The 22120-nt window shown below is 39.3% G+C and carries 23 protein-coding genes; 13 read left to right on the forward strand and 10 right to left on the reverse strand.

Annotated features, from left to right (window positions below):
• Positions 1 to 64: 64 nt before the first annotated feature.
• Positions 65 to 1177, reverse strand: coding sequence for an N-acetylmuramoyl-L-alanine amidase (locus BUC05_RS03920; RefSeq protein ID WP_073304117.1), 1113 nt, complete (start codon positions 1175 to 1177; stop codon positions 65 to 67).
• A 704-nt stretch (positions 1178 to 1881) separates the two neighbouring features.
• On the opposite strand from BUC05_RS03920, the gene BUC05_RS03925 reads away from it, so the two are divergent.
• A complete protein-coding gene (locus BUC05_RS03925) occupies positions 1882 to 2520 on the forward strand; it encodes a CPBP family intramembrane glutamic endopeptidase (RefSeq protein WP_073304118.1) in 639 nt (212 codons plus the stop codon).
• Positions 2521 to 2705: 185 nt separating this feature from the next.
• Here the strand turns inward: BUC05_RS03925 and BUC05_RS03930 are convergent, their stop codons facing one another.
• Positions 2706 to 3419 carry a GntR family transcriptional regulator gene (locus tag BUC05_RS03930; protein ID WP_073304119.1) on the reverse strand — a complete coding sequence of 238 codons (714 nt, stop codon included), beginning with the start codon at positions 3417 to 3419 and terminating at the stop codon, positions 2706 to 2708.
• A gap of 308 nt (positions 3420 to 3727) precedes the next feature.
• Between BUC05_RS03930 and BUC05_RS03935 the strand changes: the two genes are divergently transcribed.
• The 4 genes from BUC05_RS03935 (at position 3728) to BUC05_RS03950 (ending at position 7973) form a co-directional block, all read left to right on the forward strand.
• The gene (locus BUC05_RS03935; protein ID WP_011246921.1) at positions 3728 to 5053 is read left to right on the forward strand and encodes a 6-phospho-alpha-glucosidase; all 1326 of its coding nucleotides are present in this window, start codon (positions 3728 to 3730) and stop codon (positions 5051 to 5053) included.
• A gap of 58 nt (positions 5054 to 5111) precedes the next feature.
• Complete coding sequence (chbG, locus tag BUC05_RS03940; RefSeq protein WP_073304120.1) at positions 5112 to 5858, forward strand: chitin disaccharide deacetylase; 747 nt, start codon at positions 5112 to 5114, stop codon at positions 5856 to 5858.
• Between the two features lie 29 nt (positions 5859 to 5887).
• The gene (locus tag BUC05_RS03945; protein WP_011246923.1) at positions 5888 to 7285 is read left to right on the forward strand and encodes a PTS transporter subunit EIIC; all 1398 of its coding nucleotides are present in this window, start codon (positions 5888 to 5890) and stop codon (positions 7283 to 7285) included.
• Positions 7286 to 7718: 433 nt separating this feature from the next.
• Positions 7719 to 7973: a hypothetical protein gene (locus tag BUC05_RS03950; protein ID WP_073304122.1), complete on the forward strand. Its 255-nt coding sequence runs from the start codon at positions 7719 to 7721 to the stop codon at positions 7971 to 7973.
• A gap of 111 nt (positions 7974 to 8084) precedes the next feature.
• On the opposite strand, the gene BUC05_RS03955 is transcribed toward BUC05_RS03950, so the two are convergent.
• Together BUC05_RS03955 and BUC05_RS22010 are read right to left on the reverse strand one after the other, a co-directional pair.
• The gene (locus BUC05_RS03955) at positions 8085 to 8300 is read right to left on the reverse strand and encodes a hypothetical protein (protein WP_035201202.1); all 216 of its coding nucleotides are present in this window, start codon (positions 8298 to 8300) and stop codon (positions 8085 to 8087) included.
• A gap of 228 nt (positions 8301 to 8528) precedes the next feature.
• Positions 8529 to 8711: a DUF4177 domain-containing protein gene (locus tag BUC05_RS22010; RefSeq protein ID WP_073304124.1), complete on the reverse strand. Its 183-nt coding sequence runs from the start codon at positions 8709 to 8711 to the stop codon at positions 8529 to 8531.
• A 505-nt stretch (positions 8712 to 9216) separates the two neighbouring features.
• Here BUC05_RS22010 and BUC05_RS21425 point away from each other — a divergent pair.
• From BUC05_RS21425 to BUC05_RS03965, 3 genes are all read left to right on the forward strand, one after another.
• Complete coding sequence (locus tag BUC05_RS21425) at positions 9217 to 9357, forward strand: hypothetical protein (protein WP_167369558.1); 141 nt, start codon at positions 9217 to 9219, stop codon at positions 9355 to 9357.
• A 99-nt stretch (positions 9358 to 9456) separates the two neighbouring features.
• Positions 9457 to 9594: a hypothetical protein gene (locus tag BUC05_RS21430; protein ID WP_011246927.1), complete on the forward strand. Its 138-nt coding sequence runs from the start codon at positions 9457 to 9459 to the stop codon at positions 9592 to 9594.
• A gap of 240 nt (positions 9595 to 9834) precedes the next feature.
• Positions 9835 to 10572 (forward strand): MurR/RpiR family transcriptional regulator, encoded by a 738-nt coding sequence (locus tag BUC05_RS03965; RefSeq protein WP_073304126.1) that lies wholly within the window; start codon positions 9835 to 9837, stop codon positions 10570 to 10572.
• Between the two features lie 74 nt (positions 10573 to 10646).
• Here the strand turns inward: BUC05_RS03965 and BUC05_RS03970 are convergent, their stop codons facing one another.
• On the reverse strand, positions 10647 to 12020 hold the full coding sequence (locus BUC05_RS03970; protein WP_073304128.1) for a class-II fumarase/aspartase family protein: 1374 nt from the start codon (positions 12018 to 12020) through the stop codon (positions 10647 to 10649).
• A gap of 20 nt (positions 12021 to 12040) precedes the next feature.
• Positions 12041 to 13591 (reverse strand): PTS transporter subunit EIIC, encoded by a 1551-nt coding sequence (locus tag BUC05_RS03975; protein ID WP_063608386.1) that lies wholly within the window; start codon positions 13589 to 13591, stop codon positions 12041 to 12043.
• 314 nt (positions 13592 to 13905) lie between these two features.
• Here BUC05_RS03975 and BUC05_RS03980 point away from each other — a divergent pair, with 314 nt between their 5' ends.
• Together BUC05_RS03980 and BUC05_RS03985 are read left to right on the forward strand one after the other, a co-directional pair.
• Positions 13906 to 14646, forward strand: a complete 741-nt coding sequence (locus tag BUC05_RS03980) for a Cof-type HAD-IIB family hydrolase (RefSeq protein WP_073304130.1) — start codon at positions 13906 to 13908, stop codon at positions 14644 to 14646.
• A gap of 92 nt (positions 14647 to 14738) precedes the next feature.
• The gene (locus BUC05_RS03985) at positions 14739 to 15104 is read left to right on the forward strand and encodes a hypothetical protein (RefSeq protein WP_073304132.1); all 366 of its coding nucleotides are present in this window, start codon (positions 14739 to 14741) and stop codon (positions 15102 to 15104) included.
• 166 nt (positions 15105 to 15270) lie between these two features.
• On the opposite strand, the gene BUC05_RS03990 is transcribed toward BUC05_RS03985, so the two are convergent.
• The 3 genes from BUC05_RS03990 to BUC05_RS04005 form a co-directional block, all read right to left on the reverse strand.
• Positions 15271 to 15783: a DinB family protein gene (locus tag BUC05_RS03990; protein ID WP_035201670.1), complete on the reverse strand. Its 513-nt coding sequence runs from the start codon at positions 15781 to 15783 to the stop codon at positions 15271 to 15273.
• A gap of 663 nt (positions 15784 to 16446) precedes the next feature.
• A complete protein-coding gene (locus tag BUC05_RS04000) occupies positions 16447 to 16710 on the reverse strand; it encodes a hypothetical protein (RefSeq protein ID WP_073304136.1) in 264 nt (87 codons plus the stop codon).
• A 21-nt stretch (positions 16711 to 16731) separates the two neighbouring features.
• Complete coding sequence (locus tag BUC05_RS04005; protein WP_073304138.1) at positions 16732 to 18048, reverse strand: P-loop NTPase family protein; 1317 nt, start codon at positions 18046 to 18048, stop codon at positions 16732 to 16734.
• Positions 18049 to 18644: 596 nt separating this feature from the next.
• Between BUC05_RS04005 and BUC05_RS04010 the strand changes: the two genes are divergently transcribed.
• The gene (locus tag BUC05_RS04010) at positions 18645 to 18893 is read left to right on the forward strand and encodes a hypothetical protein (RefSeq protein WP_063608381.1); all 249 of its coding nucleotides are present in this window, start codon (positions 18645 to 18647) and stop codon (positions 18891 to 18893) included.
• A gap of 78 nt (positions 18894 to 18971) precedes the next feature.
• A complete protein-coding gene (locus BUC05_RS04015; protein WP_073304140.1) occupies positions 18972 to 20501 on the forward strand; it encodes a glycosyltransferase in 1530 nt (509 codons plus the stop codon).
• Positions 20502 to 20806: 305 nt separating this feature from the next.
• Here the strand turns inward: BUC05_RS04015 and BUC05_RS04020 are convergent, their stop codons facing one another.
• Positions 20807 to 21148, reverse strand: coding sequence for a hypothetical protein (locus BUC05_RS04020; RefSeq protein ID WP_011246935.1), 342 nt, complete (start codon positions 21146 to 21148; stop codon positions 20807 to 20809).
• 304 nt (positions 21149 to 21452) lie between these two features.
• Here BUC05_RS04020 and BUC05_RS04025 point away from each other — a divergent pair, with 304 nt between their 5' ends.
• Positions 21453 to 22118, forward strand: coding sequence for a hypothetical protein (locus BUC05_RS04025; RefSeq protein ID WP_073304142.1), 666 nt, complete (start codon positions 21453 to 21455; stop codon positions 22116 to 22118).
• Positions 22119 to 22120 lie beyond the last annotated feature (2 nt).

Consider the following 22120-nt stretch of genomic DNA (forward strand, 5'->3'; position numbering starts at 1 on the left):
CAAAAAGAAACGCATCTATATTTATAGATGCGTCAAACTTCCTAAAGGCTTGTGGCGAAACAATTTAATGTTGCAATGCACGCCTTACTGCCTCGCCAACTTGAATTTGAAATTGTTGTGACTGCAACAGTGCAGCATCTGCTTGGTTGGACACGTACCCTAATTCAATTAAGAGTGACGGAGTTGAGGTATTTCTAAGTACATAAAAATTCGAGTCATAATGGCCTCGGTAAACAGCGTTTGGCAAGTCACGGAACTGATTTTCTAGTTGTACGGCTATGTTGCTTGGCGCAAACGAATGAATTTCCATGCCTCTTATAAGCGAATTTTCATGGGCATTTGCGTGAATGCTCAGAAAAAGATCTGCTTGGAACGAATCAGCGATATTAGCCCGTTCTTGTAAATAAACATACTCATCGCTAGACCTTGTTAAATAAACCTCTATACCATTCTCTTGTAAAGATTTTTTTATTTGTTTAGCGAACAAGAGCGTAATGTTTTTTTCGATTAGCCCATTTCCTTTCGCGCCAGGGTCTCTACCGCCATGCCCAGGATCAATGACAACACGGGAAATGGTTCCTGTTACAGCTGCTTGCTGGTCGACAGTTTTGCTTTCATTACTGGTCGATCCAGATATACTTTCATTGCTAGTAGAACCAGATAAATACGAGGTATCAATAAACGCCCGTTGCCCATTATACGTAATTTGACCCCAACCATCCGTTGAGATTCGATACTCGACCATTGAACCATAATCAATTTTCCCTAACATTGCGGAATTAGTGCTTGCTTGTGCACGAACGATCAGACCGTTTTTTGCTGTTACCTTACCAACGTTCACACCAGAAACAGCAGGTGGTTGATGGCTCTCTGCTTGATGACTCGTTGCTTGGCTGGTTGGCCGGTTTTCCTTAATAAAAAGGCTGTTAAGGTATCCGGCTTTTCCGTTGTATGTAATTCGAACCCAGTCATAGCCAACATCCACGTACTCTATCTTGGCCCCTGACTGCAACTGGCCAATTACAGGAGCATCATTGCTAGGGTTCTCGCGTACATTTAAACTCGTATTTGTGATCACTGTCCCTGTTTGGACAGTATAAGCAGAAGCATATGATTCCAAGAAGATAAAAAATGTGCTAAATAGGAGTGCAACAACAATGAACGACTTTCCCTTCAACCTCTTCACCTCTTTTCATGGATTTTTAATTCTATCATATTAGGACAGAAAAATAAGAGAGTCCATTTCCCTAGCTGATTAAACCGGTTTCACATGGATCAGCGCCCAAGAGGCTTTGTTTTTACAAGTGTATCCTTAACTACTTTTTTTAAGATATCATCTAAATCTATAGACACAAGACTTTAGACCCTAATACGCATCACCCTGTCGAATAAACATCTATATAGACCCATGCCCATTGTTCTATTTATAAAAGAGCGCTCTTATTAAACAAAAAAAGAATAGTCTTTTTTATATACACTGTTGACGTATTCCCTTTAAACAGTCAATCTATGCAAACCTGACCTAACACAACCTCAGCTATAGCTATTTTATTTTTTCTTTCAGTCTATTAAATACTGTGGCCCAATCGGTTCATGCAATAGTTCGAGTTTTAAGCCACAATAGCTTAAACAGATAAACAATGAAAGGTGCACAGCAGCCATGAAGGCTTGCACCTTTTTTAACATGCCGGCATTTTACCGAGAAGTCGCTCTTTTGAAGACGTTACAGCCATACATGATGATAGTCGGAAAAGACCGTTTGAGTAACGAGTGACTTTAGTCAATTTTTTAACAGAGACTTCATGACTCCAGACAATAGTATTTGTAATACCGGAAAACTATAATGAGTGAAGAAAATAGCTGAAAGTGAGGAATGATAGGTTGTCTAATTTAACTACACATCATGATAGAGTAAAAACGGGTTGGATTTTGGCTAGTACCTCTCTATTGTTAACCACCAGTATTCTTTTTTGGTTTATAGGAAACCCTAAGCGCTTTATCGAAACAAGGATGGGGATTCACGAAGGTGTATTTGCAGACTTTTACGTATGGCTATTCACCTTCATCATTGTATTAGGTTATGTTGTCTATACAATCATTGCCTTACCCTTTGTTAGAGCACACCTTTTTCACATGTCCTGGCTTAAAATCATTGGAGTGTGGGCAGCATTGGCTACAGGTATAGTCGAGGAAGTCTTGTTTAGACATCTATTGATGGATTTCTTACAGTCTCTCCATGTTTCTGATGTTCTGCAAATCATACTTTCAGGAGCGGCATTTGGCTTCGCCCATGGGGCTTGGGGAATTTTAAGACGTGACATGAAAATAGTCTTGCCTGTCATTATTTCAACTACAATTTTAGGGTGTTTTTTGGCAACACTGTACATTATGTCAGGAAGAAGTACGTTTGCCCCAATCGTTGCTCATGTGTTGATTAATTTAATTATTGAGCCTTGGCTTATGTTATCAGCCATTTCAGGAAAGTGGACAATGAGTAAGCAAACACAAGAAAATACGTAAAAACGAACTATTCTCTTTTATTACAGTCATTCGGTTTGCTGCGTGGCCTGTCAACATACTATTTAGTTTTGCTCCAGTACCACGTTATCAGGATACAATCGCACCACGCAGCATCCATTCACCCTTTCATAATCACTTTTTGAAAAGAGAAATCCCCTTTCGCAAAGCGTGTGAAGGGATAACATTCAGATTCGTTTTGAAGTGAACTTAAACGTGTATTTTTCACTCCTAAAGTATAATTTCGTGTATTCAAAAATCGTATCGTTTTCGAAATAAGCCCATAGATCCATGAACAATACGAGCTCTCCTTCTTCCAGCTTCAACGTTTGCTTAAGCTGTTCATCCGGCAGCAACGGGAAAATCTCCCCCTGTCTTTCCTTAATACGGTACCCTTTCTTTTCTACGTAGGCATATTTAGAACGGGTCATTACTTCGACGGATAGGTCAGGAAACAGCGTAACTGGCATATACGTCTCCTCCAAAATGAGAGGTTCGCCATCAGCTAGCCGCAATCTTCGAATAAAAAATACCTTTTCTCCGTCTTCCAGTTGTAATGTTTCTCTCACTTTCCCAGTTGGTTCTTGCATGGAAAAATCAAGAATTTCGTTAGCAGGCTGTTTGTTTAAATAAATCATCTCTTCGGTAAAGCCTTGTAAGCGATAGATGTCCTGCTCGATTTTCCCCGTTTTTACATATGTGCCGGAACCCCTGATGCTGTATAAAATTCCCTCCTCGACCAGAAGTTTAATCGCCTGCCGTATTGTAACTCTGCTGACTTGATACTTCTCTACCAATTTATTCTCGGAAGGAATGGCTTCATCTTTTTTTAATTTTAATGCAAAAATATCCTTTTTAATTTTTTCCGCTACTTGTTTATATAGAGGAGAGTGAATAGCCAAGAAAAAAATACCTCCGTTTTTCTATCTTTAATTTGTATTGTCTTAAATACAACTATACCTAAAAATCATTTTGTTTTCATCTTTTCCGTTTAAACTTCTATCTTTCCACTCGCAGCATACCTGAAAACGCCTATTCAATCAGGAATATTGTCTCCTAACTGAAGCATTCATTTGTTTGTCAATTACACGCTTAAATTGGTTGCGTCAAATAAATAATACAACTTTAATACAAGATTAGTATTGATTTTGTATCACCATGGTGCTATAACAGAATTATAAGACAAGCAACCACGCGAGGAGGAGCTAACATGAAAAGACAGCGATTGGTTATTGCCGGAAGTGGAAGCACTTACACGATGGGAATGATGATGAGCTTAATTGAAGAGAAGGAACGCTTTCCGCTAAAAGAATTGGTTTTTTATGACATTGATGCAAAACGTCAGGAACGTACAGCCAAAGCAACGGAGATTCTTTTCAAGGAACGCTATCCTGAATTGACGTCATTCTCTTATACAACCGACAAAAAAGAAGCTTTTAAGGATGCAGACTTCGTATTCGTTCAAATTCGTACAGGCGGCTTAGCCATGAGAGAGCAGGATGAACAAATTTCATTAAAGCACGGCGTTGTCGGTCAAGAAACATGCGGTCCCGGGGGAATGGCTTACGGGCTGCGTTCGATTAGGGATATGATTGAGCTCGTAAAAGACATCCGCCGCCATTCTCCGAATGCTTGGATTTTAAACTATACAAATCCGGCCGCCATTGTGGCTGAGGCATTAAAGCGGGAATTTCCGACAGATACACGCTTGCTGAATATTTGCGACATGCCAATTGCAATTATGATCAGCTACGCGAAAATTCTTGGTCTGGACGTATGGGAGCTCGTCCCTGAATATTTTGGCCTTAATCACTTTGGCTGGTTTACGAAAATATACGACAAAAGCGGTACCGACCATACGGAACGATTAAAGCAACTTATTATTCATAATGGTTTCAAACCAGAAGATAAAGAAATCGCCAATGACAAATCATGGCAGGAGACGTTTGCGATGGCTCGGCAAATGCTCATTGATTTTCCAGAGTTTCTCCCTAATACGTACTTACAATATTATTTGTATCCTGACAAAATGGCGGCGAAAGAAAACCCAAACCGCACTAGGGCAAGACAAGTGATCGAAGGCCGTCAAAAACGCATCCATGATCTTTGCGACGAAATCATCCAAAATGGCACAGCTGCTGGCGCGGACCTCCATGTCGATATCCACGGCGTGTTTATGATTAAAGCCGCTGAATCGCTAGCTTACAACTTGAGCAAACGATTCATTGTGATGGTAGAGAATCGCGGCATTATCTCCAACTTACCGGCAGACGCCATGGTCGAAGTGCCAGCTCTTTTAACGAGCAACGGCGCCCAACCATTCGTAGTAGGCGCTATTCCTACTTTTTATAAAGGTTTGCTAGAGAGCCAATTCGCTTATGAAAAATTGGTAGTGGACGCATACTTTGAGAAGAGCTACCAGAAACTGCTACAAGCCCTTACTTTAAACCGTACTGTTATTAATGTATCTACAGCCAAAGCAGTATTAGACGATCTCATTGCCGCCAACAAAGAATACTGGCCAGACCTAAAATAAATCGTCCCTCTGTTCGTAGACCTTTACTAAATTAAAGAGAAGGAAAGGATGAACGGCTATGAAAAAATTAATTATTAACGCGGATGATTTCGGCTATTCAAGAGGCGTTAACTTCGGAATTGTGGATGCGCACCGTTTAGGTATTTTAACTTCAACGACATTGATGACAAACATGCCAGGAGCGGAACACGCAGCCGAGCTGGCCGACCAATTCCCAGACTTGGGAATTGGCGTTCATCTTGTACTGACTTGCGGCAGGCCTCTCCTTCGTACCCACAAAACGATCGTGGATGTTCAAGGAAACTTCCGTAAACTCGATTTCTATAAAGGAGCGTTCACGATTGATTACGACGAGGTTTATGCTGAGTGGAAAACGCAGATCGAAGCGTTTCTGTCCTACGGCCTGGAACCGACGCACTTAGACAGCCACCATCACGTCAATTCCTTTGGCAGCATCCCCGACGTATTTTTGACGCTTGCCAAAGAGTATCGACTACCGGTACGAAACAATATGGGGGAGAAAACTGCAGCGGAACTGAAGCGGAAAGGAATCAAAACAACGGATTCCTTCTCTTATTTGATTGAAACGACGTTAAAAGATGATGAGGCGCTAGACAATCTGTTTAAAAACCATGATTCGGTTGAAGTCATGTCTCATCCGGCCTATTTAGACAAGGAACTTCTGGCTAGCTCTTCGTTTACCTTCCCAAGAGTGGACGAACTGGAATTTTTAACTGATGAGGAAATCGTTACACGTGTTCGGTCACGTAAAGATATTCAACTGGTCACGTATCAATCGATCTAAATACTATGGACGATAGGGAGGCTTCTATGATGAAAAGCTTTTTGCAGAAGTTTGGAAAATCGCTGCTGATACCAATTGTTGCTTTGCCAATTGCCGGACTGCTCCTTCGATTAAGTGCCGAGGATTTGCTGGACATCCCTCTATTCCAAGCATCCGGTGTCATTTTGGCTCAGATGGATGCGCTGATTGCGATCGGAATTGCGATGGGGCTTGCAAAAACAAAGGATAAAGGAATACCGGCACTCACAGGTTTTCTGGCCATTCTTGTCTTAAAAGAAGGATTAACAATTATGGACCCAGAGCTCAATATGAGCGTTTTCGGAGGCGTATTGGCTGGTTTAATCGCAGCCTTCATCTATAATAAGTTTAAAGATACAAAGCTACCAAGTATGCTGGCCTTTTTCAGCGGAGAAAAATTCCCTATTACGGTTATTATCTTTACGATGATTCCAGTAGCTGGACTAATGTCATTAATTTGGCCATACGCACAGTCCGGTATTGATACGTTCAGTAAAACGTTGATGGGGCTTGGCGCGCTAGGCGTGTTCATATTTGGATTCTTAAACCGCTTCTTACTGCCATTTGGTTTGCACCATGTTGTAAATACGTACGTCTATTTTGGCTTGGGGGAATATGAGACGCCTTCTGGAGAAATTGTGAATGGTGAAATCACCCGCTTTTTAAGCGGCGACCCTACAGCCGGATACTTTATCGGCGGATTTTTTATCACGATGATGTTCGGTGTACCGGCCATCGCTCTCGCCATTACCCGGGCTGCGAAGAAAAAGAAAGAAGAAACGAAGTCTTTAATGGCTTCAGGTGCCGGAACCTCTTTTATTACAGGGATTACAGAACCAGTGGAATTTACATTCTTGTTTACATCTCCGCTGTTGTACTTTATGCATGCGGTATACACTGGGCTGGCAGGAGCTGTGCTTTATCTGTTGCAAATCAGGCACGGATTTTCATGGGGAGCCGGTGTCATTGACTTCGTCTTAAACTTGAACCTCGCAGATCGAGGGTTGCTCATCATTCCAGTTGGCCTTGCCTTTTTTGCACTGTACTATTTCACGTTTTATTTTATGATTGTTAAAAAGGACATCCCCCTTATTGGCCGAGAAAAAGAGCTGGACTTTGGCGAACAATCTTCAGAGGACGAGAAAGAGTTGAAGTTGTCCCATTCCAATCACGAGTACATGGCCAAGAAAGTATTGCAATTTATCGGCGGAAAAGAAAACGTTATCACGAATGATAACTGCATGACGCGCCTTCGTCTCGAACTCCATGATACAGAAGTCGTAGACGTCGATCGCATTAAGCAAACAGGTGCCCACGGCGTCATCAAAATCGACAAAAACAACGTACAAATCGTCCTAGGCTCCGAGGCCACCATCGTCAAAAAAGAACTAGACAAATTATTGGAGTAATGTCTCCAGTTAAAGAACTTTTCGTATAATAAAAAGCCCGCGCCTGTAAAAAACAAGGGACGGGCTTTGCTTTTTCAATGTTTCGAACTCATATTTATTCGAATAGTACTTATTGCTCTAGCAAATTTCATAATTTGATTTTTCTCTAAAGCGGAGCGTTTTTACAAAGTCTATGAATAGCTTCGCTTCTTCAATAATACTCTTTTTTAATACATCGAAATTAACTTTTGAAAGATCTTTGTTTTTGTTGCCGGTCATCTAATAAACTCAAGTAGTTTGCGTGGTATACGACGCCCATCATATCGGTATCAGCATATTGAGAAGTAATTTTCGTTTGCTCTTTATGAGCCGCTGCTTCCCCTCCTCACCAAGCTTATAGACAATCGATTGATGAACATTTACAATGAAAGTATCCATAATTTGGAGGATACTGATGCGAAAAATTACAAACATTGTCGGAATGACAATTGGCCTCTTTATCTCTTATCACAGCTCGGAATACATCCTTTACTTGCAAGGAAAAAGAGATTCTTTTGAAATAGAAGCTCTTATAGCAATTTCAGCTCTACCAGTTGCTTTACTAGTAACCTTTTTTAGATCTTTCCCAAGTGAGGTAGGAAAACCGCGTGAATGGGATAGAGAAGATTGGGTGGATCCACTTGCTGATGAAGATGAAAAAACCAAATAATCAACCTAGAGCACCACTTTCACACCTAACCCTTACAAAGAAAAAGATGATCATTGCCTACCCTATACCACGTTAAGCTTCCAATAGAGCAGCCACATGGCTACCCTCGTGTCACTCTTTTTGAAGGGCTGTGATTTCAATATGTGTTACATTGCGAGAGCCCACAATAACCTCTTCCTCCCCCATCATACCGAAAGACACAAATTGGTTTTTCGATAAAGATTCATCAATCGCCCTAACTGCTTTTTTCACATCATCATCCGGCCGCTCTGATTCATAAACAGGTTTGTCTCTCCCAACAACGTATACTTTCATTAAATACGGCATGTTTAACAGTCTCCTTTTAAGTAGATTCCTTATTCTTTACCCAAAATTTACAGTTATTACTCATAGTTGTAGTCCTTTCAATTAAAAAAGCGCATATGACTTATCATCATACACGCTCTTTGTTCTTAGCATCTGGATCGGGTAGCCTCAAATCTTCATGAAACTTGTTTTTAGAGGGAGAACCTTTTCAAACTTGTCACGGAGAAAAAACGGAGTAGAAACCTTGCTTTATGGATTCCGTTTAAATACAGCTAGATTCCCGTCAGTTCCACCATAACTTTGTTGGGCGACCAGCGAGATTAGCTCCCAACCTTCCTTGGCCAATTCATTTAGGGTGTCACCGATCCGTGCCGCATTTTTGTTATTATTTGCCACCGGTAACAATATTGTTTTATATTCTATTCCAATCACCTCTTATGCCTTATGATAACACATAAAAAAGACAACGGCCTAGGCTTCCGTCCCTTTTAGAAACGTCGTACGAAGTTTGTCATGGCATTAACTAAAACTGAATTTTTCCATCTCAAGATGGCTTTCGCTAATTTATCCAATTGTGTCCTTTTTTCTTTTCATTATTACGAATAGAATAGCGTAGCCAAAGCCTGAAATAAGGACAGCATATTGCGTTACTGGATGTCGTATCTCTTCACCTATCCCAGTAAAGGTCGATATTAGTAGTAATACTAGCACTACGATCATGGCAATGATGAAAACTCGTCTCATAATAATATACATGCATTCAGTTTAGCATAAATACTCTTCATGCAGCCAACAACTAGACGTCGTTACTCTCGTTTCGATTACACAACTTATTAAAGATTTATATAAACCTTTTCACTGTTTTGTTTATAACTTTGTGCCTTTTTGTCATTAGATTAATCTACTCAGTTACGATGTCGAAAAAAGAGGTGATTTTATGAATATTTTTTCTGCTGTTGCTCCAGTTATAACAGGAGCTGCATTTGCTGTATCGGCTATTGCCTTTACTTATGCCAAAACACAAGATGGAAAAATCAAAGATTTAGAGCAGCGAATCGAACAGTTAGAAAAGAAATAACTGCTTTTTTCCGTTTGGATACTAAGCTACGAAAAGTTGGAGTGACAGTTGACAGTTCCCTTACGTCACACACTATCCTTTGGATAAGGAGGTGTGATCATGAAAAATGTTTTCGTTTTCGGCCGGATGAAAGAAGACGATCCTAGACGTGAAGAGGTAGAAGCGATGACTGAATCCATCTTTTGCGCGATCGAACAAGAAATCGACGAAATCACACATGCATTTAACGGAGAATAAACTTACAGGCGGCTCTTGCCGCCTACCCATCCCGATTTCGCCCAAGTCATTGACGTCATTCTTTGGGTACAAAGCCTAATCTCACACACTCCACCATCAGCAAATAAGCCAAACAACCATACACGGCAACATTCTCCTCCAAAAACATACAAATACAAGGGCTCTGTTAAAATGGTCCCATCCGGTGTACTATATTTACAATATGTATTGCTTTTAGAACTTTGATTGGATGGAGAGAATATGTTTGATATTTTGAAGAACTATGAAGAACTGACCGTAAGTGAAAAGAGAGTCCTGAGCTACATCATGGAAAATCAAGATCAAATTCCCCATATTAAAATTAATGATTTGGCAGAGGCAACGTTTGTTTCAAAAACGGTCATTATCAATTTGGCGCAGAAATTAGATTTTTCCGGTTTCCGAGAAATGAAATATTATATCAGACAGAAAATCATTGAAAAAATGTCTGCACAGGAAACAAGCACGGTCCTGTATCGGGAGATTTTAAAACAGTCTATGGATAAGACATTCTCCCTTGTCACGGAAGAGCAGCTGCAAAAAACAGCTGCCAAAATTAAAGCTGCGAAAAATGTATTTATTATGGCGAGAGGAACAAGCAAAGCTGTCGGTTATTATTTGGAGCATCTCTTATTGACAATTGGCATCCAATGTATCTTTATAAAGGATTACAATTTATCGGAAGTGTTTACGGATTTTGTGGCCGAAGAGGATATTGTCATCTTTATTTCCTTATCGGGAGACACGAAAAAAATTATTAATACTGCGAAAAAAATTCATTTAAAAAAAGCCGAGATCATTAGTATCACTTCATTCAAAACAAATGAATTGACCCGGTATACGACGAACAACCTATTTTGTTATACCGACAAAACGAACACAAGCAAAAATGACACCATTTCAAGAACTGGTTTTTTCCTTACGATTGACTTGTTGGTTGATAAATTGGCCAACCTTTAAATCGTGTAGGCAGTGGTGCTAAAAACGACAAAAATAACGCTCTTCCATAAAAGAAGAACGCTATTTGTCGTTCATTAATGGCTGTAGTTTTCGCGGATTTTTTCTGCAGTTTCTTTTGCCCGCTCCGCCTCTTTTTCCGCTAAATGAGCTGCTAAGCCGGTATAGTTCCCAGGTTCAATCATATGCTTTATTTCTTTATCTGTGAAGTTTGCCCGGACTTGTTTGTTTCCTCTTAAGTTATCATAGAATTCCTGCCCTTCGGCAGCTGTCTTCATAGCAATCTCATACATAAGAGAATGGGCCTGATCCTTGCCTAATTTCTCTGCTAGTTTCATCATGACGTATTCACTATTATCAAGGCCTTTGTTGCGTTTGGCGTTATGGAGCATTCTCTCTTTATGCACGGTCAGTGTACGGGTCAATTCTTCACAGCGGATCAAAATTTCTGTCATCAATTCCATCGACTCTTCCAACAATCCTTCAAATAGCATATAAGAACTACTGTCCCCTTCATATGGACGTGCAGCTGAATACATCCCTATACTAGGAAGAGAATAGAGTTTCTGGGCATTTGCGATAATTCCCTTAGCAAGTTTTGGGTTGATTTTATGGGGCATGGTACTGCTGCCGACAGTCCCTTTACTGAACCCTTCGGATACTTCAGCGATTTCTTCCAAGGTTGTACTGTATACTTCCTCAGCTATTTTATGGCAGCAATTTGCCAATAGGGCCAAATTCGACATGTATTCCAATTTATGTGTGTTAATATTTCTAGATGGCACAGTCATTGGATACATGCCAACTAAGGCAGCCACACGGTTTTGAACGTTTATTCCTATCTCCGGCATTGAACTGAACGTGCCGACTGCCCCACCCATCATTACTTGAAAAACTCTTTTTTCCGCTTCAGCCATGCGTTGATGACAACTGATCAATTCGCTTATCCAAGCGGACACTTTATACCCGTATGTGATCGGAATCGCATGTCTCCCATGCGTTCTACCGGGCATGACCGTATGTTTGTTATCCGAGGCCAGAATGCTTAAGTTTTCTAAAATCTCACCAATCAGGCGCATAAATATCATATGAGCTTTTTTCAAAATATAAAGCTGCGAACTTTGCTGTATATTTTGTGTTGTTATTCCGTAGTGAACATATTTTCCGCTATCTGGTGGACATGCTTTGACGAGAACTTTTAAGAAAGGGACAAAGCCATGGCCAATTTCTTTGTAAATACGGTCCATTTCTTCGAGATCAAGGTTTTCAAGTTTGGCGGCCTCTTTAATTTCCTGCGCAGCTTTTTTTGGAATAAGCCCATATTCAGCCTGTGCCTCAGCCAATGCCGATTCAAACAAGAGCCAAGTTTTATATTTTTCCTTCTCTGTAAAGAGGTTTTTCAGACCACGATCGTCAATTGTTTTACTTTTAGAATCATATAACGCTTTCATACTATCACTCCTTTATGCCTCTAAACTTTTTCATCGACTGCATTTTTGATAAATTCTACCTGCGTCCCATAGACGATATGAATATGCTTCGCTGTTGGGAAAAAGAAGCCGGAGCAGCCAGTGCTGTTCAATAACTCTTTGTCAATCTCCCTAACTTCTTTTAGATCAATCCGAAGCCTGGTAATACAGTTATCCACGTTCAGAATGTTTTCTTTTCCTCCCAACGCTTCCACTACTTTACTGGCAATCTCCTCGTAGCGCTTTTCTTTAAGCAGGGTACTGTCAACGTTTTGCAGTTCTTCCCTGCCTGGTGTTTTAATATCAAACCGGATAATCGCCCAATAAAAAATGAAATAAGTGACGACAGCTAATCCTAGACCAATTAACACCAAAAAGAGCCATCGTGAGTTTTCATAAAGGAGTCCAAAGATCGTAAAATCAAAAATGGTCCCCCGGATATATCCAATGGAAACATCTGCAAGCGACAGCAATACAGCACCGATGCCAACGATACATGCGTAGACGATGTATAACAACGGAGCAAGGAAAACAAAAGTGAACTCAAGCGGTTCTGTTACGTTACCTAGAACAGCCGTGAGCACCATAGTAACCAACATCGATTTCACATAGACTTTATTTTCCTTGTAAGCAGCCTTGTACATAGCAAAGGCAATGGCAGGGAATAAAAACAGGACGACAAGCATTTGCTGCTGAGCCATGAATCGGGACAGCTTTGGCATCATGGACCAATACTCACTGTTTGGCCCCTGATTAAACAAAATTTCCGTAATCGCTGGGACAACACCGACATACGTTTTCCCATCAATGACATAGGACCCACCTGCTTCCGTAAATCGGAACAAGGCATTCCAGACATGATGAAGACCAAACGGAATGAATAGCCGTTCGCCCGCCGCTGTAAAGAAAGGACCGACCACACTTAAAAAGATGGTAGACAAGTTCGTCAATAAACCTACAAAATAGGTCCAGACAAACGGAAGCAACATCCCAACGGTAGCCATCAATCCGATCGTGATGATTGGAACTGATTTCTTCCCAGAAAAGAACGCCAGTGCAGCCGGTAGTTCTAGGTTATAGAACCGTTCCGTGGCCCAGGCCGCGATTAGACCGGTTAGAATCCCTCCGGCAGCACTAATATTGACCGTTTGAATGCCAAGTATATTGATCTGACCCTGCTGCGTCATCACATCGGGATCGGCCATCGTTCCTGTGATGGTCAGCCATACATTCATTGCAACAATTAAGGTCAGATATCCTGCCACAGAGGCAAACACCGAAATACCTTTATCCTTTTTCCCCATTCCATAAGCGACACCCATCGCAAACAATAAAGGGATATTATCGAAAACAACATTACTGATTGTTTTTATACTTACCAAGATAGTATTGACGGCCTCGTTACCGAGGAAAGGAACTTTTTCTACCATATAGTCTTGCGTAAGCGCTCCGCTGATCCCCAAAAGCATCCCGATCGGAGCCAATACCCCAATCGGGAGAAGCAACGTTCTGCCGAATTGCTGTATGGAGTCACCAATTTTTCTTTTATTCATCCCTCAAAACCTCCCTTGTCTCTATGATCTAATTTACGTTTTGGATAAAAAATCAAATGAACGAGTGTATGCATACTTGGATTTTTTTATCTGCTATTATTCTATCAGCATAAAAAATTAGTTGAAGCGCTTCCGTTTCCTATTAACTTATTTAGGTAATGGAAAATGACCTAGGTCATTCAAAAAATGATTTTCGGAGTAATGAATTATTCGAACCGAGGTGATATGGTGAGAGTGTTGCTAGACGAAACCGAGCAGCCCTTCTCCTTTTCCTAAACCCAAAATACAGAAACATACCTACGGAGGTTGAACGGATGACAGATATAAAAATGATTGCGCTGGATATGGATGGTACGCTGTTGAATGATAACAAAGAGATTACAAGTTGGACGAAAAACCAAATCAGGAAGGCACAGCATGCAGGTATCACTGTCGTCTTATGCACGGGACGCCCCTTTCCCCACTGCCACACTTACATTCAAGATTTGCAATTACATTCCCACTCGATCACATGCAATGGCGGACAAATTTACGCAGTCGACCATTCTGTTATGATAGAACATCTTTTCGATGCAGCCACGCTGGCTAATTTATATCACTTTGCACAAGGACTCGGAATGAATACATGGACGATCTCCACAAAGGAAGCGTATTATAACGATTTACCGGAAAACTGCAGCGCATACCAGTGGCTGAAATTCAGCTGCTCCCATAAGGATGAAGAAGTTTTAAATAAGATGGCAGAGAAAGTGCAATCGATAGACGGCGTAGAAGTTAGCAACCGGACAGCCTTCACGGTTGAAGTCAATCCTACCGGCGTGAATAAAGCTGCAGCACTTGAATGGGTTTGTGAAAAGTTAGGAATAACGATGAAGCATGTAATGGCAATAGGAGACAGCCTCAATGACATAAAAATGATTCAATCTGCCGGTATCGGCATAGCGATGGGCAATGCCCAAAAAGCAGTGCAGCAAGTAGCCGATGCTATTACTGATACAAATAATAATGATGGAGTTGGAAAAGCAATTGAGAAATTTATTTTTGGTGGAGAATGAGAATGAGGGGTGTTCAGGCATGTGTATCGAGGCGCTTATGTATAGGAGAAAAATATGCGTGTAAGGACGATTAAATGGGGAGTCTGCATAACATGAATAAAGAACAATTTGTTCACTTTATTAAAATGCATATTCGAGATGAAGCGAGTGCAGGACTCATTCAAAAGTTGGAAAAACCCCCTGGAAGAAAACCAAGGGCCAAACTTGTAGCACAATCTAAATGGTTTAATAACCTAGATTCAAAAGATAAAGAAATGGTTAGCCAAATCATCCACGAAAGTATAGACGAAGCACTTTTTGGGCTCCTGGCCGTTTTAGATGGCGTAAGTGCCATTGACGAAAAACCCGGAAGTGAATGGAAGCTTATTTATAAAAATAAAGATCAAGAAAAATTGCTAAATGACATTGAAACTGAATCCTTACATGACTTATACAACGATTTAACACTAGAAGATTAACGGCTAAAATAGCTCTGCAAGTGGGCATATCCTTTAAACCGTTTGGGGCAACACGAGGCAGAGCTATTCGTTCCCACCTTCCCGGAATTGTCCCTATCCGGTAGGACTATTCGCAACAAGATGTAAGGAAAAAGAAGATGTCTTTATATAAATATTTCATCTTCTTTTACCTAGCATCTAAAAGTAATTTTATCTCTTTTATTTGTTCGATGTGTCGCTGTTCATGCAAATATATCTGTTCAATCCATTGATCAAGAGGCAATTCGCCAAGCGCAGGATGTTTCATAGATTTTTCGGCTAATATGGACTTATCTTCAATAGTATTAAGAAAATTCATCAATTTTTCCCTTGAATCATTTAACCAATTAACTACTTGCTCCACTTCAAAAGGTCCTTCATCTGGTTCAACGATTTTTGGAGCTATAATCTTTTTGGTTCGATCTAATAATATAAGGGGAACATTCTTCCGTTTATTTTCATTACTATTCGATCCTTTCAATCCCCAAGTAATTGCCTTTAATGATGCCTTTTCCACTAAAACTAAGTGATGGCAAACTTGCGCTATACTCCATTTATTTACATCAGCCTTACTATTAAATTGAGCATCACTTAATGACGCCAATTCTTTTACAAGTTTCTTTCTAGTTTTTTCTAGATGGCCATTCACTAATTGATTCAATAGCGTTCTCCCTTCATTCTTATTCAATACGATATACGACAAAAAAAGAGTGGTTCCTCCCATTCCCATAAAAAATACACAGATCTCCCTTCTTTTTAGGCACAGGGCGATTAAACACAAAAAGCTAACGACTTTTCAGCATTTCAGGTTAGATTGTGGAACAGCTCCCGTAGGCCTTTGCCTCTGTAAATAGGAATGTCAATGTCAACACAAAACTGGGCAGTGTCATTTGCTCGTAAAAAGAGCGCGTATTGCCTTATGGCTCATACACGCCCTTTATATAATACGGTGGGCATTCTCTTCCATACTTACTTATTACTAGAGTTTCGACTACAGAACTACAAAAGACATGGGCTTTTTTCTACTTGCCCCCCACTATTTGTCCTCCTCTTTATCCTTGTCTTTCCATTCAAAGAAAGCGATAAGAAGATAAGAAATTATAGCTAACGGTAAAGTAACAGCGAGTACAAACGGAGAAAAGCTAAATGTCCAAAATAAAGCGTTGTTGCCGACCTTATTTTCCACTATTTGATAATAGAGATCCTCTACAAGGAATATTAAAAATAAGGAACCTACACTAATTACAGTCGTCCATAGAATCGTCTTAAATAGCATCTTATGGCTCCTACACGCTGTTAATTTAAGAACTTATTGGGTATTTTTTCATTTCTTACTCTTATTCTTTTCTTTACTATCTTTTCGTTCAAAAAACACAATAAGTGCATGAGTAACTATTGCCAAAGGTAGTGTCACGGCTAGTATAAAAGGAGTAAAAACGATTATCCAAAATACACCCATATAATCATTGGCATCACCAAAAATCAAAAAGTATGTGTCTACAACAAAAGCAATTAATAGTAAAGGAACAATACTTAATAGAATTGTCAATATAATCGTTTTTAATAGACTTTTTGAATATTTTTTCAATATAATCAGTTCCTTACTTGTTTAGAAAGAAGCATTAAAGTTTTGATTTCCATGAGTTGGAAAAAGGTTGTGAAATCCTTCGTTATCTCTTGTATAAATCATGAAATGCATACTTGATTCTGGTATATATACCGCAATTTCATGTGCAGGTGCAAGATCATGTATCCCAGATATCCTTCCAGATCCGTTAGCAGTAATGTTTACAGCATAATTATAATCAATATTTGGTGGAGCCTCATACAAAAAAGGAATACCAATAGAATGTTCGAGGTTCCAAGATGCTCTACTCGAATTAATACTCGTATTTGTACGGGAAAATTTATCTGGTTCTGCAAACTTCTCGTCAATAATATCTTTACTAGAATTATATCTTACAGTTGAATTAATACCTAGTCCTTGACTGTTAATCCATTCGACTGAGTTATCCCCTTCTACACGATTGTTCGTAAAGTCGGCTCTTATTGCAGTTCTCGTTCGATATTTGTTACTAAATGGATCAAATTGAGCATTTCCGGAAGAAGTCATCCGATTGTCACCACTTACATATCCACCTACCCCCCAAAGGATCGCTACATAATCATCAGGAATAAAAGTAGTATATTGAATGCCGAACCTGTTAACAGAATTTTTTTGACTTGCTAACCTTTGCTGAAGGTCTGTTTCTGGTACTTTTACATATCTGTTTAAAAAATAACTATCGTAAGAAACTGACTCTTCAATCTCTGGAGTGATTTCCACACTCATATCTTCAAGTTCTTGAAGGCGCTTTGCTTTTTCATCTTCACTGACTTCTATAACACCCTCTATCTCATAAAGATACTCCTCTCCGGGATCAATTTCCTCATCAAATAATTGATTTTCTGTTATCTCTCCAATAGACTCACCATTTTTTGTAACATTATATGTATCTTCACTATTTGGAATTTCATTATCCCATGTTATTACAAGTCCCTCCTGTGACTTGACTTTGTGTTCTACAGTAATTTCTTCAAAAGAATTATCGTTTGACTTGTAGTTTCTTGCTAAAGCCTCTTTTTCTGTAGAAACCTTAACTTCCTCAAATCCAATGAGTTCATCATTATTATAGCTAGCTATAATAAAATTGTACTGTACATCCGGATCAAGATCGTCCGCCTTATAAATATGGTCTGATCCTCGCCAAATTTTTTCTCCGTCTTTAAATACTTCAAAGTATTCCGCATCATCTTCCCAAGAAAAAGTAACGCTGTCTTGAGTAACTTCATGCTCAACCCCTTCATATTGGGCAAACGCATTAGCGGAATACAACATGGAAGATATTCCTGCAATGCTAGCTGAAATGATAACCTTTTTCTTCAAAATCAAGCACTCCTTTTAAAGTTATTTATTAACCGTCCCAAATGGTAACACTCTTATACACAGTTTTCCAAGACAATAAAAATTAAACGGAATATTACTATTATTTACTTTATATAAACTTTAATGTAGGGAAAATAAAGAACTATTTAATTTAGTACTTTCAGATCATACAAATTAATTCTTATTTATATACTATTGATTTATGAGTCTATTATACTACTCACCCTATTCTATTTGTTATAGGTCGGGAAACAGCAAAGATTAAACTAAACATGCTCGAAGGCTGATTTTTGTTTTTTTAGCTGCTTCAAGCTATTTTCCTAGGTGTATTAGGAAGCATTTTTTCTCTATTAAGCCTAAAAAAGACAACATATTAGATTTAGCAGAAAACTACACAGTTTATGGAATCCTGAGTGCCAAAAACCTTTCCCCTTTTATATCAACTTGTTGGTCACATTGGTCACAGCTAGATAATTTTGTGACACTTGCCCAAACTTCACTTTATACGTGTACAATGTCACTAACAGCCTATATAGTCCAATAAACGCTATATCATTCGATAGTGGCGACGTTACTTTTGGAAGGCGGTGAAAAAAATGAATGAGCCTACTAAAAAGCAAATTATGAATAAGCTAGAGCTTGTGCTTAAAAATCAGCTAACCAGGGAGGAAGTTGCTGATTGGGCAAGTGAATATACGATGCAAGAAAAATACGATGTATCTGACATGGAAGTATGGAAAATGTTGATGACTGTCTCAGGGTTGGACCTTCAGGACAGCCCAGGCGAATATCTACATAATGACGATGACATTCGAGATTGGATCAAAAAGTTTTCAAACAATTGATTATGTAAGCAGCCACACTAAGGGTTATTACTGAATATAGACTAAAAGTATGGTAAGCTGGGTTCGAGGAGGATTAAAATGGACAAGTTACATTTTTTTTTAGTTACTCACAATATCCTGTCTGATTCTGGCGGTTTAACTATTGCCGCATTTAACCAATCAAAGTTGTTTTTGGATAATGGGCATAAGGTCACCGTCACTACATTCGATTATCAACCTAATTATCAATCTATTTTTCAAGAGCTAACGGATATGGGGAGAATTTATCCCAGCCTAGAGCATTTAAACAAATTTGAGTACTATAGAAATCAGAACACACTGCCTGACTCAAAACCAACTGCTGCTTTATATGAAGAAGAAGCGAATGAAGACGTAGCCTTTTTTTATGACAGCGACAATAACCGCTATTGCTTTGTGGATGGGACATTAAAAAAAGTGAAAACGTATAGTGACGCTAGACTAACAGCCGTCCGTTATTTTGAATTTGGAAATCAGCCTTATTTAGAAGTGAACTTTAATAAACAGGGATTTGTCGATAGAAAAGTCTGGTTCAACCAAGACGGACACCCTATTCAAGAGTCTTTCTATACAAATGACGATTTCTGTTATTCTACAAGGCACTTTAAGAAGAAAGGCGTTTCTGGGGAATTTTATTTGTTTAACCGGAAAGATGAAAAAGTTTATGCTTTTAAAGGCGCCAAAGCCTTTGATCGACATTGGTTAAATGAACTAGCTGCCAATAATGCCGCCAATCAAACAAAACCCATTTTCATCGCCCATGGGCAAAATTGCGGCACAAAAGTTGCAGCCATTAACCCTGACCATGCCTTGCGGTTTTTCACCGTCCATAGTAACCACCTTGAGGCTCCTTATACATCAGGAAGTCATGTGCAGTCTAAGTACAAACCAGTTTTTGAAAACAGACAATCGCTAGACGGCCTAGTGGTTTTAACCGAAAAACAAAAACGAGATATATTAGCAGACTTTCCAGGTGAGGATAATATTTATGTCATTCCTAATCCTCTCTCAGTACCAGAGCTCTATAATGAAGCCAGAAACCCCCTTAAGGTGATTATGGTTACACGACTAGAGAAAGAAAAACGATTAGATGAAGCACTGCATGTCTTCTCACTCGTTGTTAAACAACTTCCAGAAGCTACTTTATCCATTTTCGGAAAAGGCATTGAAGAAGAAAACCTACGGAACCTTATTAAGCAGTTAAAACTAGAGAATAACGTCTTTTTAGAAGGATATTCGAGTAATATCCCAAAGGAATTTCAAAAAGCAAGTATTAGCATGTTAACATCTGATTTTGAAGGGTTACCTTTAGCAGGAATTGAATCTCTTATGAACGGAACGCCGATTGTATCTTACAACTTTAACTATGGCGCTTCCGATATTATCAAGAATGGCATAACAGGATACATTATTGAGGATAATGACAAACAAAAGATGGCCGAAAAGATTATTTACCTATTAGAAAGTCCTGGAGTAGTGGCGGAAATGAGTAAAATAAGCAGAGAAAACATGATTGAAAAATATACAGGGGACGTCGTATATAGCAAATGGACGAATGTCCTTAAAAGTCATGTTTCTATTCAAGTATAAAGAAACCGACAACGGATCTTCCCTAAATTTGCAGACGAGTCTTTCAAATAAAACGCACAGGACAGCAAAAACATAAATGGTTGCTGTCCTGTTTATAATACGGCTAGTCATTTTTTATGTGCAAACGCCATAAACCTAAATCATGTTTTGTAAGGTCATAGATTTACCAACTTTAAGATGGTAAGTTGGTCAGGTCTATTACTTAATTCCCTTGTCCCCGTTAGTTGCTTTCCTCGTGCGTTCTAGCATATTTTAATAATAAAAGCGCATACGGCCTTATGGCTCATACACGCTCTATATTCAGGTTAATATGTCATCATAGAGAAATAAAAATCAGCATAACGGTCTTTTCTGTACAGTAATCTCAAGAATCGACCTGTATCCGGTAAACGGTATAATAATTCCGCTGACTTAAAATTTTCATTTTGGGATATTACACGGGATGCAACCAACTCCGCTTTCATCTCTTTAAATTCTTCACCGGTACTTTTATGAGTTGTTAAAGTTGGTGGGTTCGTATCAACATTTTCACTTATTGACCTATAACGACTACCGTCAATACCATTTACAAAGTGATGTTCTTTATACACGTCCCCTTCATACTCTAGAATGTAAGTAACCTCTTTTTCCCATTTTAATTCTTCCATGTTTCTCATCCCCTTAAGTATTAGTTGTGCTTCATTCTTAATAGAGAACAAAAACAGCATTTATCAAAAAAAAGTACAATGTTTTTGTTTTTTGTCACTTGATGAGAGGAGAAGAGCGCCGCCCTAAGGGCCCTAAGGCTTGCTTGTTTCCTGGCTACTTGTCCTTTCTTAGCTCTAAAGCCTCCATGAAACTTTGAAGCGTAAGTAAATTAAATACCACTTTTTGTCGAATGATTGTACTTGATGTCACATTCCCTTTATAATAGATTTGCATCAAATTTACATACAAATAAAGGAGAAAGAAATGAAGAAAAACAACCTACTTGCTACCCTCGGTTTAGTAAGTGTCATTACTTTAGCAGCTTGTGGGAACGACGCTACTAATGCATCAGAAAAAAACAACGACACGAAACAAGAAACAACCGAAAAAGAAACAGATTCTACTCGTGATGACAGCGAAGCGGAAGACAGTGAGGAAGATGCTAATGAGGGAGATTGGGAATACCAAGTCGGAGATATGAATGAAGATGGCAACTTTAAATTGTTAGCGCGTAATGATACATCTGAGACAATTGAAACAGCATCAATTTCTCTCCATTTCCCACAAGTAACAGTAGCAGAGGTTGTGGAATGGCCAGAGGAACTAGCTGATTCCTACGACTTCGAGCCAACTGGAGTTATCCAAATAGATATGGAAGTATCGAATTCATCTGAGGACACCATTAACTTTTATATGGACCAAGCCACGATCACTACTAATACAGGAGAACAACTAGAACCAGATTTATTGACTAGTGATCACATCGGTGGAGTGTTTATTGGGGCTGTTAATAAATCAGGCAGCGTTCGTTATATGCTCGAAAGCTCTGATCCTAATGAGATTGAGTGGGTGAGAGTCCTAATCAACGCACCACACGATGCAAATTTTGAAAGCTTGGGCCATGACATAGATGTTCAAATTGACTTTTAGTA

The organism is Shouchella rhizosphaerae (genome assembly GCF_900142675.1).
Lineage (GTDB): Bacteria > Bacillota > Bacilli > Bacillales > Bacillaceae_D > Shouchella > Shouchella rhizosphaerae.